Source organism: Promicromonospora soli (genome assembly GCF_014653785.1).
Lineage (GTDB): Bacteria > Actinomycetota > Actinomycetes > Actinomycetales > Cellulomonadaceae > Promicromonospora > Promicromonospora soli.
Map to the genome: position 1 here is coordinate 55,901 of NZ_BNAS01000009.1, position 13,736 is coordinate 69,636.

Sequence of the window (13,736 nt, forward strand, 5' to 3'; positions counted from 1 at the left end):
GGCTCATGCTCGCGCCCGGCCCGCCGGGGCGCACCCGCCGACCTGGCCGCGACTCTCCCGCACGGCCGCTACCGCGGATCTACGTCCCACGCCAACGCCTGTGGCAGCGGCTGGACGCGGCGGTCGAGGGTTCCGTCACCCTCGTCGTAGCCCCCGCGGGCGCAGGCAAGTCACTGGGCGTCGCCGGATGGTTGCGGCAGACCGCGTCGAAGCACGCCGACAACGCTGTCTGGGTCAGCGCCGACAGCTCGTGGACGCCTGACCGCCTCAGCTCCGTCCTCGACGGTCCAGGACCCCGCGAACCTGGCACGTCCCCACCCCTGGTGGTCGTCGACGATGCCCATCTGCTCCCGGGCACGACCCTGCGCCGTATCGACGAGCGCCTCAACACGGCACCGGACTCCATGCGGATCCTCCTGCTGAGCCGCTGGGCCCTTCCGCTGACCCGGCTGGTCCCTGAGCTCCTGGGCAACTTCACGTTCCTGCGGGGCGACCTGCTGCGACTGAGCGACGCCGAGGTCGCGTCGCTCGTCTCGGGACATGCCAGGACCGACGACCAGGAGGTGCTCCACGCAGTGACCAAGCACGCCGACGGCTGGTGCGCCGCCGCGGTCCTCGCCGCCCGCGAGCTGAGCGCAGCACCGGACCCGGCGGCCGCGGCGCGCCTCCTCGCCCACGACGCCACGCCGATCGCGACGAGGGTGGCGGGCGAGGTCTTCAGCACGCTGACCCCCCGGCAGCGGCACCTGCTGCTGTCCATCGCCGGCGAGGACGTGGTCAGCGTGTCCACGGCTGCCCACCTGTCCCATGACCAGCACGCGGGAGAGATCCTCGCCGAGCTGGAGGACACCGGCCTGCTCGTGATGCGCGACGACCACCACGACTGCGCCGATACCGACGAGGAGACTCCCGTTCCGTCCGGCGAGGATCTGCTGGAACGGACCGATCTCGACAGCACGCCGGTCCCGCCGGACGCGGAACCCCCTGGCACGGGCGGCTTCCGGGTCCATCCGCTCCTGGTGGCGGTGGTGCGGCAGCGGCTTGCCGAGGGCGGCGTCGACGCGGCCCGTGCGCGCTCCACCGTCATCCGTGCGGTGGGTCTCGACGTGGCGCGCGGCAACCTGTCCCAGGCCTTCCCCCGCCTCGTTCGTGTAGGAGCGCCCGCCGAGGCGGCTGACGTCCTCGCACGGGACGGCGTGCGCATGGTGCTGAACCAGTGCGACCACGACGAGGTGGGCGAGTTCGTCCGGACAGAGCCCGAGGTCGTCGGCAGCCGCCCGGACATCTGGTTCGCGATCGCCCTCGGCTGCTGGCTGCGGGACGACGTCGAAGGGACGCGGCACTGGGGGGACCGGCTGCTGGACGCTCGGCGACGGTGGTCGAACTCCTGGCTCCCAGGTGGCATGGACGGTCTCGACGCGACCATCGCCTGCATCCGGCTGTGGCGGGTCGCGCTGGGGCTCGAGCCGGCCTACGCCGCCGTCGGGCACGCGAAGCGCGTGCTGGTCGCCTCTCAGACGCGCCCCACCGTGCGGGAGGCCAACGCCGAGGTCCTGCCCGTCCTGGCCAACGAGCTCGGCGTCGCGCAGAACTGGCTCGGCGAGCTCACCGAGGCCGAGACGAGCCTCACCCTCGCTGTCAGCCTGTCGCGCAGCCAGGGGCTGGCACCGCTCGGGATGTGCGCCCTGAGCCACCTCGCTTTCACCCAGTACATGCGCGGGCGGGAGAGCGCGTGCATCGAGCTCGCCCACGAGGTCCTCGTCGCCGCCAGGTCTCCCGGGGCGCGGAGGCTGCGGTTCGTCGCGGAACGAGCGCGCCTCGCCGAGATCCTCTCGCGCCTGCTCGACGTCCCGGCGCCGTCGAAAGACCTCGACGTCCCGGCGCCGTCGAAAGACATCGTGGAACGCACGACCGGCGTCCGATATCACAGCGGCGACCTGTGCACGCGCTTCTGGTTCCGCGTCTGGGACGCCCGCAAGGAGGTGGTCGCCGGCAACGTGGCCGTGGCGCAGCGCATCCTCTCCGGTCCCGGGGAGTGCCTACGGCTGACGGACGACCAGCTCCCGGAGCACCTGCGGGTCACACTGCTCGTCGAGCGCGCGTTCGTCGCGGCGCTGGCGAGCGACCGCGAGACGCTCAAGTCGCTGGGCGACACTCTCGGGCTGCTCGGCGCCGTGGGCGAGTCAGCGCTCGTGCAAGGACTGCGCGCCGACCGGGACGGCGACCGGCGCGGGGCGGCCGCCGCGTTCGAGGCCGCCTCGGCGGACGCGACCTACTCGCAGCCGCCCACGCGCGCGCTCGCGCTGGCGTGCGAGGCTCAGCTGCTCGACGCCCTGGGCGACCCGTCGCGCTCGGAGGACCGCCTGGTGGAGGCGATCTCGGTCACCGAGGCGCGCCGGAACGCCGTGCCGTTCTTCGGCTGGGCGCGCCAGGGCACGCCCATCGAGACGCTGCTGAGGCGGCTGGACGAGCGTCCCGCCACCAGATGGCAGCACGAGCTCGCGGCGACAGCGGCCGGGCGACCGGACGTCACGGCCCTCTACGCCTCGAAGACCGCGACACCGCGCGAGCTCGACGACGTCAGCCAGGCCCTCGTCCCGCCGGCCCTGAGCCCTCGCGAGCGCGAGGTGCTCAACGAGCTGGCCCGGGGCGCGACCTACGCGGACATCGCCGCCGCGCTGTTCGTCTCCGAGAACACCGTCAAGACGCACGTCTCGAGCCTCTACACCAAGCTCGCGGCGTCCCGCCGCAGCGAAGCGCTCAAGATCGCCCGAAGCTTCCACCTGCTCTGACGACCCGCCCCGACCGCGCCGAGGCCAGCCGCTCGGCCCTCAGCACCCGAGCTCGTCCGCCAAGGCGTCACGCGCCTCCCGCACCTCCGCGGCCTGGTCCCGGATCGAGTCGGCCGCCTCGGAGACCGTCGTCTCCCCTCTGACGTCGTCGACGGCCTGCTCAAGGCCCTCCCACGCCTCGTCGAGCGCCTGGCCGCGGTCCTCGGCCACGTCCCCCGCTGCCGCGTCAAGGTCCTGCCAGGCCTGGCGCACCTCGCTACCCGCGGCACGAACCTCGTCCACGGTGGCATCCGGCGTCAGCGTCGTCTCGAAGTTGTCCAGCGCGACGGTGAGCTGCTCGGCCGCGCCACAGGCTTGTTCGGTGTTCTGCTCCGGTGTCTCGCTGGAGCACGCGGCCGTCGCCAGGAGCACCAGCCCGACCAGGGCACTTCCTGCGGTCCGTCTCATGTCCACGCCCTTTCTGCCATCGATGCGGGTCGCCCCCGAAGGGCGGTGCCTGCACGGTCCCTCGGCGTTCCCCGCTCGGTATCACCCATGTCGGGTGAGTCCTGGGCCCGACGGCGGCGGGGTCGCGCTCAGCGCAGCAGCATCGCCTTGGCGGCCGAGAACTCGTCGTCGGTGAGCACCCCCCGCGCATTGAGCTCGCCGAGCTGCGTCAGCTGGGCGAGCAGTACCTCGTTCCTTCCCGCGTCAGCCCCGGTCGCCGCCGGCTGGGCCGCGGGCTCGGCTCCCTGACCGTCCTGGACGAACACGGACTCCCAGTCGTGCTTCATGCTGATGGTCGTCCAGCCGAGCCGCTGGGGTCCCGCCAAGATCGGTGCCCTCCCGATCACGACGATGTTCGGCTTGCCAGCCACGATGTCGCCTCGGAGTCGGTGGTTCTCGGGCGATCACCTCTAGGACGAGTCGTCCCGGGCAGCGGACTGGGGGCGGGCCAGCAGCTCGATCAGCGCGATGAGCAGACCGGCGCCCACGGCGACCCCGACGACGAGGCCCGGTGTCGGGTTCGCTGCCAGCAGCAGGACGAGGGCCGCGAGCGCGACGACGGTCGTACGGGCGAAGCCGCGATGCTGGGCGAGCCAGACACCGGCCGGGCCAGTGGTCACTCCGCGGCCCTCGGCCCACAGTCGAGCCTTGCCGAAGCCCCGGCCGACGCCGGCACGCAGGCTGCGCGCCGAGGCGCTCGCCCCGCCGAGGTAGGCCGCCAGCGCGACGACCAGGCCGAGCACCGCGACGGTGCGCAGCGTGGCACGCAGGAACGTGACGAGCTGGTCGAAGACGACCTCGGCGGCGTCCAGCCGCGTCACCGTTCCGCTGAGCGCGTCGAGATACAGGCCGCGGGCGACCGCCAGGCCGACGGCCAGGAGCAGCATCGCCGCGGCGAGCGCGAGCCCCGCGACGACCAGGGCGCGCAGGTGACGCTGCGCGACGACGACGCCGGCGCCCAGCAGGACCAGGACGACCCACGGGAGCCAGCTCCCCAGCGCGACGACCTGGGCGTATCGGTTCTGGATCTCGACGAGCTGGGAGGACTGCATGACCGTGAACGTCGCGTTGATGGTGGGCAGGTTCGCCGCGAGCCCCAGCCCGCGCTCGACGAGCCGGTCCTTGAGCAGGTCGACCATCCCCGCGAGCTGGATGGTGAGCTGGCCGTCCTGGCCCACCTGGAGGACTTCGCCCCCCGTTCCCTGCATGACGGCGACAAGCTGCTCGTGCGCGACCCGGTTGGCCTGTTCCCACGCGGACGCGAACTGGTCGCTCTCCACGACGCGGTCAGCGGCCCGGCGGACGAATGACTCGACCCCACTGGTCAGGGGCGCTTCCAGCCGGGGCAGTGCCGCCGCCGCCCGCGGCGCCACGTCCCGCTCGTTCAGCCCGGCGGCGACGTCGTCGAGCAGCGCCCCTACGTCGATCCGCGTCATCACCTCCGCGGTCAGCCGGCCCGCCAGGGCGGACTGCACCGTCGGGTCGTCCGCCAGGGGGGCGACGGTGGCGACGTAGCGGTCCGTGTCGGTCAGGGTGCGCTCGGCCCAGGCGGCGACGACGCCTACGGGCGCCAGCAGGGCGCCGAGGACGATCAGGACCACGGCGGCCGCGCTCCGGGCGCGGTGGCGTGCCGGCCGGTCGGCTGACCCGCCCGGCGCGGGTGGTACCTCGCCCAGGCGTCGGCGGAGCTCCGCGTTCTCCCGTTCCAGGGCGGCAAGACGGACAGCTACGTCGGACGGCCCGACGCCGTGACCGGCTCCGACTGTGTCGCTCATGCCGTCCCTGCCCCTCTGTGCCCGCCAGGTGAATGACCTGCGGTGTCCGTCCTCCATGCTTCGGGGACGGACGGGGCGCGGCTTCCCCCAGAACGGGTGAGATGGGCTGCCGAACCCGGCTCGGGCGGGCGACGCGAGTCAGATCGCGGACATCATCAAAGAGACCGCGAAGCCGATCGCCACCAGTGAACCTGTGGCCACCCCTTCGACCCGGTACGACTCGGGAAGCAGGGTGTTCGAGACCATCGCGAGCAGTGCCCCTGCGGCAAATCCCTGCGCGAGTGCTCCCGTACGGCCGCTGGCCGGGTCGAGCAGCAGATAGCCGAGCGCGGCACTGACCGCCGCGACGAGCACCACTGCCGCCCACATCCGCAGCACCCGCGACCGCGCCCACCCCGCCGCGCGCAGCCCGCTCGACGAGGACAGCCCCTCGGGGAAGTTGCTGAGGACGATGCCTGCGAGCAGGGCGACGCTGACGTTGCCCTCGAGCACCGTCAGGCCCAGGACGAACGACTCGGGTATGCCGTCGAGCACAGAGCCGAAGACGATCGCGAGCGGAGCCCCGGTCGCCTGGGCTCCGTCCGCGTCCTTGCGCCCGCCGCCACCCTGGCGGCTCAGCCACCAGTCACCGGCGGTAAAGGTCACGGCGCCTAGCAGGGTCAGCAGCCCGACCTGGCCGACCGACGCGGTCTTGACCGCCTCGTCGACCAGCTCGAAGGCGACCGACCCGATGAGCAGCCCGGCTCCGAGCGCCATCATGACGGCGATGAACCGGCGGCTCGGCGCCCCTGCATAGGCGACCAGGGCACCGACCAGCAGGGCCGCAGCGCCGACCGCGCCCCAGAGGAACGCGACGAACATCAGCTTGGCTGGTCAGGCAAGCGCCTTGGTCTTGAGCCTCTCGAACTCCGCCGGAGCGATCGTGCCGGCGTCGAGGAGCGCCTTGGCGCTCGCGATCTGGTCGGCTGGTGACGTGGTGGCGACGTCGCGGATGTAGGCGTCAGTCTCGCTACGCGCCCGCATCACCGCCTCACTCTGCCGCTCCGCCATTCCTCGACCGCGCGCGATGAGGTAGATGAGGGCTGAGAGGAAGGGCAGGAAGATGAGGAAGAGGATCCACAAAGCCTTCCACCACCCGGAGAGCTCCCTGTCGCGAAAGAGATCTGCGACCACCTGGAAAAGCACCATCAGGTAAGCCACGAAGAAGAAGCTGTAGACCATCAGCCAGAAGAAGTCCCAGAAGTCGTTCATGACCTGCCCTACTCTCGAAGTTCCTCCATGAGGCTCGACCCTCGACGCGCTCGTGAGCACGGGGCCGAGAATTCGAAAGTAACCACGTGCCACGTTCGCTACCTCGTAGAAATCGGGTGAACGCGGCTATGCGAGCGACAGGAAGAGCTTCTCGAGCCTCTGCATGTCGGCCCCGCCGTTCTCCTCGTCGGCCAGGCACTGCTTGAGCCCCGAGGCGATGACGGCGAAGCCTGCCCGGTCGAGCGCCTTGGAGACGGCGGAGAGCTGCGTCACGACGTCGGCGCAGTCGCCCCCCTCGTCCACCATCCGCACGACGGCGGCGAGCTGGCCCTGGGCACGCTTGAGCCGGTTGGAGACCTTCTTCATCTCGTCCGGGTCGAGGTCCATGGTCGATCCTCCGTTCAGTTCCCGAAGAGGCGGGACAGGAACGAGCCCTTGGCGGGCTCCTTGGCGTGCCCTTCGCACCGGTCGCGGCGCGGCACGCCCGCCATCACCTGGTCGACGTGCTCGCCGCAGCCGGCCCACGTCGTCTTGTCGCACGTCTTGCACGTCACAGCTCTGCACACGGTGATCTCCTTCGCCAGGTTTTGGGCGAGCATACCCCCCGGGGTATCCTCGTCGTCAACCCAGGGAGGATCCACATGAAGATCGTCATCGTCGGAGGAGTCGCCGCGGGCATGTCCGCGGCCACCCGGCTGCGCCGCCTGTCGGAGGACGCCGAGATCGTCGTCCTCGAGGCCGGCGACCACGTCTCGTACGCGAACTGCGGGCTGCCGTACTACGCGGGCGGCGTCATCGAGGACCGCAACGCGCTGCTGCTGCAGACGCCGGAGTCCCTAGCATCGCGGTTCCGCCTCGACGTGCGCGTGCGGCACCGGGTGACCGGCGTCGACGCCGCTGCCCACACCCTGACCGTGGCCGACCTAGCGACCGGCGAGGAGTACGCGGAGCCCTACGACCGGCTCGTGCTGAGCCCGGGTGCCCGGCCGGTCGTGCCCCCGGTGCCCGGCATCGACCGCGCCCTCGTGCTGCGCGACGTCGCCGACGCCGACCGGCTGGTCGCCGGGATCGACGGCACGTCCGGCAGCGCCGCCGACGGCGTCCCCGCCCGCACGGCCGTCGTGATCGGCGGCGGCTTCGTCGGCCTGGAGGTCGTGGAGAACCTCGTTCGTCGGGGCATCGCCGTCACGCTCGTCGAGCTCGCCGACCAGGTGCTCACGCCCCTGGACCCGGAGCTGGCCGTCCGCGTCCGCGACGAGCTCGAGGCCCACGGCGTCGACGTCCGCACCTCCACACGGGTCTCCGCCCTGACACCCACCACCGCGGTGCTCGCCGACGCCGCGGGCGGCGACGTCGACGAGGTCTCCGCGGACATCGTGGTGGCCGCGGTCGGCGTCCGCCCCGACACGGAGCTCGCCGCGCTCGCGGGCGCAGCCCTAGGCCCCGGCGGCGGCGTCCTCGTGGACGAGGACCTGCGCACCTCTGTCCCGGACGTCTTCGCCGTCGGCGACGCCGCGACCAAGCGCGACGCCCTCGCCGCACGCGGCGAGGGCGGCCACGCGACCACGCTCATCCCGCTCGCGAACCTCGCCAACCGGCACGGCCGGCACGTCGCGGACGTGATCCTCGGCCGGACCGGCATGCGCCCGTCAGTCGGTGCGGCGGTCGTCGGCGTGTTCGGCCTGACCGCCGCGTCCGTGGGGCGCAGCGAGAAGCAGCTGCGGGCCGAGGACCGCCGCTACCGCGCTATCCACACGCACCCGAGCCAGCACGCCGGCTACTTCCCGGGCGCGAGCCAGATGGCGCTCAAGCTCCTGGTCGACCCGGACACCGACCTGATCCTCGGCGCCCAGGCGGTGGCGCACGACGGCGTCGACAAGCGCATCGACGTGATCGCCACCGCCGTCGCCGGCGGGCTGACGGCGTCCGACCTCGCGGACCTCGAGCTCGCCTACGCCCCCGCGTACGGGTCGGCGAAGGACCCGGTCAACATGCTCGGGTATGTCGCGGACAACCTGCGCTCCGGCGACACTCGCAGCATCCAGTGGCACGAGCTCGACGGCCTCGTCCGCCGCGGCGTGACGCTCGTGGACGTGCGCACCCCGGCGGAGCACGCCCGCGGCACCGTCGAGATCGCCGCCGTGCGGGCACCGTCCCGGGCCCTGAACGTCCCGCTCGACGAGCTGAGGGACCGGGCGCTGGACGAGATCCCCGCCGGGACCCCCGTCGTCGTGCACTGCCAGGTCGGCCAGCGCGGCCACACCGCGGCCCGGCTGCTCACCCAGCTCGGCTACGACGTCCGCAACCTCGACGGCGGCTACGTCACGTGGCGGGACGCCACCCGCGCGACGGCAGAGGCCGCCGGTGACGCGCGGCTGAGCGCCGTGCGGTGAGCGAATGAGCGCCCCGACGTGTCAGCCGTACAGGTCACCCCAGTGACCTGTACGGCTGACACGTCAGGGCGTTCCGTCACTCGTACCGCAGCGAGGAGATCGGGTCCTGCCGGGCCGCCCGCAGCGCGGGCAGCGTGCCGGCGAGGAACGCGATGGCCATGACGCCCAGGACGACCGCGACCACCGTGACCGGCTCGAAGGCGATCAGCGTCAGCCCCGGGAGGTCGGTCAGCAGATCCCCGGACACGCTGCCGACCAGCTGTCCGACGCCGATCGCGGCCAGGACGCCCAGGGCGCTGCCCACCAGGCCGATGACCACCGCCTCGATGCTGAACAGGGAGAAGACCCGCGCGCTCGACAGGCCCATCGCCTTCATGAGCCCCACCTCGCGCGTGCGCTCCTGCACGGCCATGAAGAGCGTGTTCACGATCCCGATGCCGGCGGCGACCAGCGCGATCACCGCGAACCCGTTCAGCACCAGCACTATCGCGTCGATGACCGCGGTGATGGTGCCGAGCTGGTCCTCGAGGGTGCTGCCGGTGTAGCCGGCGTCCGCCAGCCGGTCCTTCAGGGCCGCGGCCTCCTCCTCGCCGGCGTCGACGTCGAACGAGACGGAGGCCTGCGCGTAGCGGGTGGTCTCCGACTCGGGTGCCCCATTGGTCTGCAGGTCGTAGAGCTCTTCCGTGAGGACGTCGTTCGGGATCGCGCCGCCCATCGTGATGACGCCGGGCTCGGCGACGCCGACGACGGTCGCCTCGGTGGTCACCTGCTCTCCGGTGGCGTCGGTGACGGCCAGCACGACGGTCTGCCCGACGGCGTCGGCGGCGCTGCCCAGCTCCAGCGGCTCGAGGTAGCTCTCGGGCAGCACGAGCTGCGGGTCCCCCGCGTCGAGGTCGACCTGTTCGCCGGACGCCAGCTCGACCTTCATCCCTGGCACGAACTGGGAGATCGACAGCTGGTACTTGGTCCCGTCGTCGTACTGGACGTAGTCGGCCAGGACGCTCTTGGCCGGCTGGACGCTCAGCACGCCGTCGATCCCGGCGATGGTCTCGATGTCGTCGTCGGTCAGGGCCGACGTCGTCGTCCCGGGCGGCCCGTCGGCCTCGATCTGGTTGGGGTCGTACTCCGCGGGCCCGCCGTCTGCGGGCTCGTCCTCGTTCGTCTTGGTCACGGTCATGACGTCGTCGACGCCGACCGAGGCCACCGTGTCGTCGATGTACTGGTTGATGCCGGTGCCCAGGCCGTTGGTCAGGGACAGCGTGAAGGCGCCGATGAAGATGGCCAGCACGGTCAGGCTGGTCCGCAGCCTGGACCGGAAGGCGTTGCGGAAGGCGGTTGCGACGATGTCGACGATCTTCATGCCGCCACCCCCGCGGGCGCGGCGATCAGGCCGTCGCGGATGTAGATGCTGCGGTCGCACCGGGACGCGAGGTCCTCGTCGTGCGTGACGACCACCAGGTTGATGCCCTGCCGCTGGTTGAGGTCGAACAGGATGTCCTCCACGACGGTGCCGGTGGCCGTGTCCAGGTTCCCGGTCGGCTCGTCGGCGAAGATCACGCGCGGCTGGTTGATCAGGGCCCGGGCGATGACCACGCGCTGCTTCTGCCCGCCGGACAGGTCGTTGGCCTTGTTGCCGGCCTTGTCGTCGAGCTCGAGCTGGGCGAGGGCCGCCATCCCGCGGGCGGTACGCTCGCGCCGCGAGACCCCTGCGATCTTCAGCGGGAGCGTCACGTTGTCCAGGACGCTGGCCTGGGCGTTGAGGAAAAACTGCTGGAACACGAACCCGAAGGCGCTGTTGCGGGTCTGGTTGAGCTGCTTCGCGGAGAGCCGGGAGGTGTCGGTGCCGTCCAGGGTGATGGTCCCCGAGGTCGGCCGGTCGAGCAGAGCGAGCAGGTGCATCAGGGTCGACTTGCCCGAGCCGCTCTTGCCGATGATCGCCATGGACTCGCCCTCGGCGATGTCCAGGTCCAAGCCCTTGAGCGCCTCGAAGGCGCTGGGTCCGGACCCGTAGGTCTTGTGCAGGTTGCTGACGGAGAGCAGTGGGGAAACCACGTCGGCCGCCTCTCTCATGTGTTGCCGGGGTGCTGACGTACTCAACCCTCGGCGACGAGGCGCCCGTACGAATCCTCCCAGCGGTGACTCTCGTGTACCGCCGTGGTGGTACTCCCGGATACCGCCTGGGCGGGACGCGACCGCCTGCCGGGTGCGGGATGCTTGGCACGGCAGCGCGAGGGGACAGGACGGGGGACGAGATGCCACGAAGCGAAGAGGTGCGGTTCGGCCTCGCGCGCCGGGTGCCCGCGTGGGTCGGCCACGTCGTGGCGACTCTCACCGTGGTGGGCGCCTCCGCACTCCCCACCAGCGAGCACGGCTCCCCCGACTGGCGGGCCGACACCGCCGCACTTGCCCTGGTCGCGGCGGCGCTGCTGCTCATGCGCCGCCGGCTGCCCGTCGCGACCGTCGCGGCGACCGTGGGCGTGGTCTGGCTCAGCGTGCCGCTCGAGCTGTTCAACCAGGGTGTGGTGTTTGCGGCCGCGATCGCCACGTTCACCGCGACCCGCGGCCTGACCCGCCGGCGGGGACTGTGGGTGGGCATCAGCGCCGCCGTGCTCGTGGGCGCCGCCGGGGCCGTCGCGGTCGGCCGCGGCGCCATGCAGGTCCTGCTCCTCATCCTGCTCTTCGGCGCGCTGGGCGACATGGTCCGGGTGCAGCGCGAGCAGTTCCTGGCGATCACCGAGCGCGCCGAGCGCGCCGAGGCGACCCGGGAGGCCCTGGCCCACCAGCGGGTGGCGGAGGACCGGCTCGCGATCGCCCGCGACCTGCACGACGCCGTCGCGCACCAGATCGCCGTCATCAACCTGCACGCGGGGGTGGCGACCTCCGCACTGCGCGAGCGGCCCGACGACGCCGCGCACTCGCTGGCCGTCATCCGCGGCGCCTCCAGGACCGTGCTCGCGCAGATCGGCGACCTGCTGGCCACGCTGCGCGACCCCGGCTCGTCCGGCACCGGACCCGTCAGCCTGACGCAGCTCGACGACATCCTGCGGGAGTTCCGCGGCCACGGCCTTGACGTCACGGTGCGCCGGCTCGGCGACGCGCGCGAGCTGCCCGCGGCCGTCGACGTCGTCGCGCTGCGCGTCATCCAGGAGGCGCTCACGAACGCCCACAAGCACGGCACGGAGCACCGCGCGCACGTCGTGCTCGAGTACGCGGCGGGCAGGCTGCACATCACCGTGGCCAACCCCGTCCCGGCCCAGCTCGGCCCGACGGCGGACGCCGCCGTCGGAGCAGGGGCGGAGCGTGCGGCCGGTCACGGCCTCGTCGGGGCACGCGAGCGCGTGGAGTCGGTGAGGGGCACGCTCAGCTACGGCCGCACCGGGCTGAGCTCCTGGCAGCTGGACGTGGACCTGCCGACCGACCCGCGCCGCCCCGGCGCCGAGGCACCCCCGGCCGAGACGCCGTCCGCCGACGCCCCCGCCGTCGACAAGCCCGGCGACGAGCTCCGCGGCGACAAGCCCTCAACAGGAGAACGTTCATGATCTCCGTCCTCATCGCGGACGACCAGGCACTCATCCGCTCGGCGATCGCCGACCTCATCACGCACAGCGGCGACCTCGCCATCGCGGGCGAGGCCGCCGACGGGCACCAGGCGATAGCCCTCGCCCGCGAGCGCCGTCCCGACGTCGTGCTGATGGACATCCGCATGCCCGGCATGGACGGTATCGCCGCGACCCGTGAGATCTGTGCGGACCCGGAGCTGTCCGCGGTGCGGGTCCTGGTGCTGACGACGTTCGAGGAGGACGAGTACATCGTGGCGGCCCTGCGCGCGGGAGCGAGCGGCTTCATCGGCAAGGGGGCGGAGCGCGAGGAGATCGCCGCCGCCATCCGGGCGGTGCACCGGGGCGACGCGCTCCTGTCCCCCACGGCCACGCGGACCCTCATCGACCGGTACGTGCACTCGTCCCAGCTGCACACGAGCGAGCCGCTCCGCGCGCTGCACGACCTGACCGAGCGTGAGTCCGAGGTGCTGGCGCTCGTGGGCAGCGGCCGGTCCAACGGCGAGATCGCCGAGCTGTTGGTGATCTCACCGCACACCGCCAAGACGCACGTCAACCGCATCATGACGAAGCTGAACGCCCACGACCGGGCGCAGCTGGTCATCGCTGCCTACGAGAACGGCCTGGTCCACCCAGGAGGCCAGTAGGTCCTTGGTTGTGGGCGCGATCGTTGCGCCTAAAACGGGCGGGTAGTCGCAACGATCGCGCCCACAACCAAGAGCTACTCCCAGACGGCGATGCTGCGGCGCACCGGGACGCTGCCGTCGTCCGCTGCGAAGAGCTCGGGCGAGCGCCGGCGGGTCTTCTCGATGTCGTCGAACACGGCCCGCAGGTGGGCTCGCAGGCTGTCGCGCGCGTGGGAGATGTTGCCGGAGACCACCGCGTCCAGGATGGCGTGATGCTCGTCGACGAAGCGGCCGACGCCGTTCGTCTCGTGCAGCCCGAGGCGGCGTGCCCGGTCGAGGTGTCCCTTGGCCGCGACGACCGTCGACCAGGCGTTGCCGTGCCCGCTGAGGCGCAGCAGCCCGTGGTGGAAGGCCTCGTCCAGCCCGAAGAACGTCTCCAGGTCGAGGCCCGGTGCCCGCTGCTGCTCCAGGTTGGCCCGGAGCTCGGCGAGCACGGCGGGGTCGAGAGTGGCCGGGATGTCGTCGAACGCGGCCAGCTCGACCGCCTCGCGGAGGAACTGCGCGTCGGCGACGCGTGCGGCGTCGACCCGGGACACGAACGACCCGACCTTGGGGAAGACCCGGACCAGGCCCTCCTCGCCCAGGAGGATCAGGCTCTCCCGGACCGGCGTGCGGCTGACGCCGAGGGACGCGGCGAGCTCGTTCTCCGACAGGGAGGCGCCGGGCGGCAGCTCGAGGGTGAGCACCTTGCGGCGCAGCGTCTCGTAGACGACGTGTCGGTTGGACCGGTTCGAGGCTTCCCTCATGCCAGGAGTCTAGGCGAGGCGAGGCCAACTTCCACACCAGGGACAGTTGA

The 13,736-nt window shown here is 72.0% G+C and carries 14 protein-coding genes; 4 read left to right on the top strand and 10 right to left on the bottom strand.

Features of this window, described 5'->3' with window-relative positions:
• The first annotated feature begins 5 nt into the window (after positions 1-5).
• Positions 6-2,792: a LuxR C-terminal-related transcriptional regulator gene (locus tag IE250_RS22250; protein ID WP_189671505.1), complete on the top strand. Its 2,787-nt coding sequence runs from the start codon at positions 6-8 to the stop codon at positions 2,790-2,792.
• 39 nt (positions 2,793-2,831) lie between these two features.
• Here IE250_RS22250 and IE250_RS22255 read toward each other — a convergent pair whose 3' ends face one another.
• The 7 genes from IE250_RS22255 to IE250_RS22285 all read right to left on the bottom strand — a co-directional run bounded on the left by IE250_RS22255 (position 2,832) and on the right by IE250_RS22285 (position 6,870).
• Entirely contained in the window at positions 2,832-3,239 is a 408-nt protein-coding gene (locus IE250_RS22255) for a hypothetical protein (RefSeq protein WP_189671506.1), read from the bottom strand.
• A 128-nt stretch (positions 3,240-3,367) separates the two neighbouring features.
• Positions 3,368-3,649 carry an SHOCT domain-containing protein gene (locus IE250_RS22260; protein WP_189671507.1) on the bottom strand — a complete coding sequence of 94 codons (282 nt, stop codon included), beginning with the start codon at positions 3,647-3,649 and terminating at the stop codon, positions 3,368-3,370.
• A 39-nt stretch (positions 3,650-3,688) separates the two neighbouring features.
• A complete protein-coding gene (locus tag IE250_RS22265) occupies positions 3,689-5,053 on the bottom strand; it encodes a hypothetical protein (protein ID WP_189671508.1) in 1,365 nt (454 codons plus the stop codon).
• 138 nt (positions 5,054-5,191) lie between these two features.
• Positions 5,192-5,914, bottom strand: coding sequence for a ZIP family metal transporter (locus tag IE250_RS22270; protein ID WP_189671509.1), 723 nt, complete (start codon positions 5,912-5,914; stop codon positions 5,192-5,194).
• Between the two features lie 12 nt (positions 5,915-5,926).
• Complete coding sequence (locus tag IE250_RS22275; protein WP_189671510.1) at positions 5,927-6,304, bottom strand: PLDc N-terminal domain-containing protein; 378 nt, start codon at positions 6,302-6,304, stop codon at positions 5,927-5,929.
• A gap of 126 nt (positions 6,305-6,430) precedes the next feature.
• Complete coding sequence (locus tag IE250_RS22280; protein ID WP_189671511.1) at positions 6,431-6,691, bottom strand: metal-sensitive transcriptional regulator; 261 nt, start codon at positions 6,689-6,691, stop codon at positions 6,431-6,433.
• Between the two features lie 14 nt (positions 6,692-6,705).
• Complete coding sequence (locus tag IE250_RS22285) at positions 6,706-6,870, bottom strand: DUF8730 family Cys-rich protein (RefSeq protein WP_189671512.1); 165 nt, start codon at positions 6,868-6,870, stop codon at positions 6,706-6,708.
• Positions 6,871-6,945: 75 nt separating this feature from the next.
• On the opposite strand from IE250_RS22285, the gene IE250_RS22290 reads away from it, so the two are divergent.
• On the top strand, positions 6,946-8,697 hold the full coding sequence (locus IE250_RS22290) for an FAD-dependent oxidoreductase (protein ID WP_189671513.1): 1,752 nt from the start codon (positions 6,946-6,948) through the stop codon (positions 8,695-8,697).
• Between the two features lie 76 nt (positions 8,698-8,773).
• Here IE250_RS22290 and IE250_RS22295 read toward each other — a convergent pair whose 3' ends face one another.
• Positions 8,774-10,057: an ABC transporter permease gene (locus tag IE250_RS22295; RefSeq protein ID WP_189671514.1), complete on the bottom strand. Its 1,284-nt coding sequence runs from the start codon at positions 10,055-10,057 to the stop codon at positions 8,774-8,776.
• Complete coding sequence (locus IE250_RS22300; RefSeq protein ID WP_189671515.1) at positions 10,054-10,767, bottom strand: ABC transporter ATP-binding protein; 714 nt, start codon at positions 10,765-10,767, stop codon at positions 10,054-10,056. The genes IE250_RS22295 and IE250_RS22300 overlap by 4 nt, the downstream gene beginning before the upstream one ends.
• 182 nt (positions 10,768-10,949) lie before the next feature.
• On the opposite strand from IE250_RS22300, the gene IE250_RS22305 reads away from it, so the two are divergent.
• Positions 10,950-12,236, top strand: coding sequence for a sensor histidine kinase (locus IE250_RS22305; protein WP_189671516.1), 1,287 nt, complete (start codon positions 10,950-10,952; stop codon positions 12,234-12,236).
• A complete protein-coding gene (locus IE250_RS22310) occupies positions 12,233-12,901 on the top strand; it encodes a response regulator transcription factor (protein WP_189671517.1) in 669 nt (222 codons plus the stop codon). The genes IE250_RS22305 and IE250_RS22310 overlap by 4 nt, the downstream gene beginning before the upstream one ends.
• A 74-nt stretch (positions 12,902-12,975) precedes the next feature.
• Here IE250_RS22310 and IE250_RS22315 read toward each other — a convergent pair whose 3' ends face one another.
• The gene (locus tag IE250_RS22315; RefSeq protein ID WP_189671518.1) at positions 12,976-13,686 is read right to left on the bottom strand and encodes a GntR family transcriptional regulator; all 711 of its coding nucleotides are present in this window, start codon (positions 13,684-13,686) and stop codon (positions 12,976-12,978) included.
• Between the last annotated feature and the right edge of the window lie 50 nt (positions 13,687-13,736).

Bases quoted from the DNA above. Each gene is read 5' to 3' on its own strand.
- IE250_RS22250 (WP_189671505.1), top strand. From the start codon at position 6: ATGCTCGCGCCCGGCCCGCCGGGGCGCACCCGCCGACCTGGCCGCGAC.
- IE250_RS22255 (WP_189671506.1), bottom strand. From the start codon at position 3,239: ATGAGACGGACCGCAGGAAGTGCCCTGGTCGGGCTGGTGCTCCTGGCG.
- IE250_RS22265 (WP_189671508.1), bottom strand. From the start codon at position 5,053: ATGAGCGACACAGTCGGAGCCGGTCACGGCGTCGGGCCGTCCGACGTA.
- IE250_RS22270 (WP_189671509.1), bottom strand. From the start codon at position 5,914: ATGTTCGTCGCGTTCCTCTGGGGCGCGGTCGGCGCTGCGGCCCTGCTG.
- IE250_RS22275 (WP_189671510.1), bottom strand. From the start codon at position 6,304: ATGAACGACTTCTGGGACTTCTTCTGGCTGATGGTCTACAGCTTCTTC.
- IE250_RS22280 (WP_189671511.1), bottom strand. From the start codon at position 6,691: ATGGACCTCGACCCGGACGAGATGAAGAAGGTCTCCAACCGGCTCAAG.
- IE250_RS22290 (WP_189671513.1), top strand. From the start codon at position 6,946: ATGAAGATCGTCATCGTCGGAGGAGTCGCCGCGGGCATGTCCGCGGCC.
- IE250_RS22295 (WP_189671514.1), bottom strand. From the start codon at position 10,057: ATGAAGATCGTCGACATCGTCGCAACCGCCTTCCGCAACGCCTTCCGG.
- IE250_RS22300 (WP_189671515.1), bottom strand. From the start codon at position 10,767: ATGAGAGAGGCGGCCGACGTGGTTTCCCCACTGCTCTCCGTCAGCAAC.
- IE250_RS22305 (WP_189671516.1), top strand. From the start codon at position 10,950: ATGCCACGAAGCGAAGAGGTGCGGTTCGGCCTCGCGCGCCGGGTGCCC.
- IE250_RS22310 (WP_189671517.1), top strand. From the start codon at position 12,233: ATGATCTCCGTCCTCATCGCGGACGACCAGGCACTCATCCGCTCGGCG.
- IE250_RS22315 (WP_189671518.1), bottom strand. From the start codon at position 13,686: ATGAGGGAAGCCTCGAACCGGTCCAACCGACACGTCGTCTACGAGACG.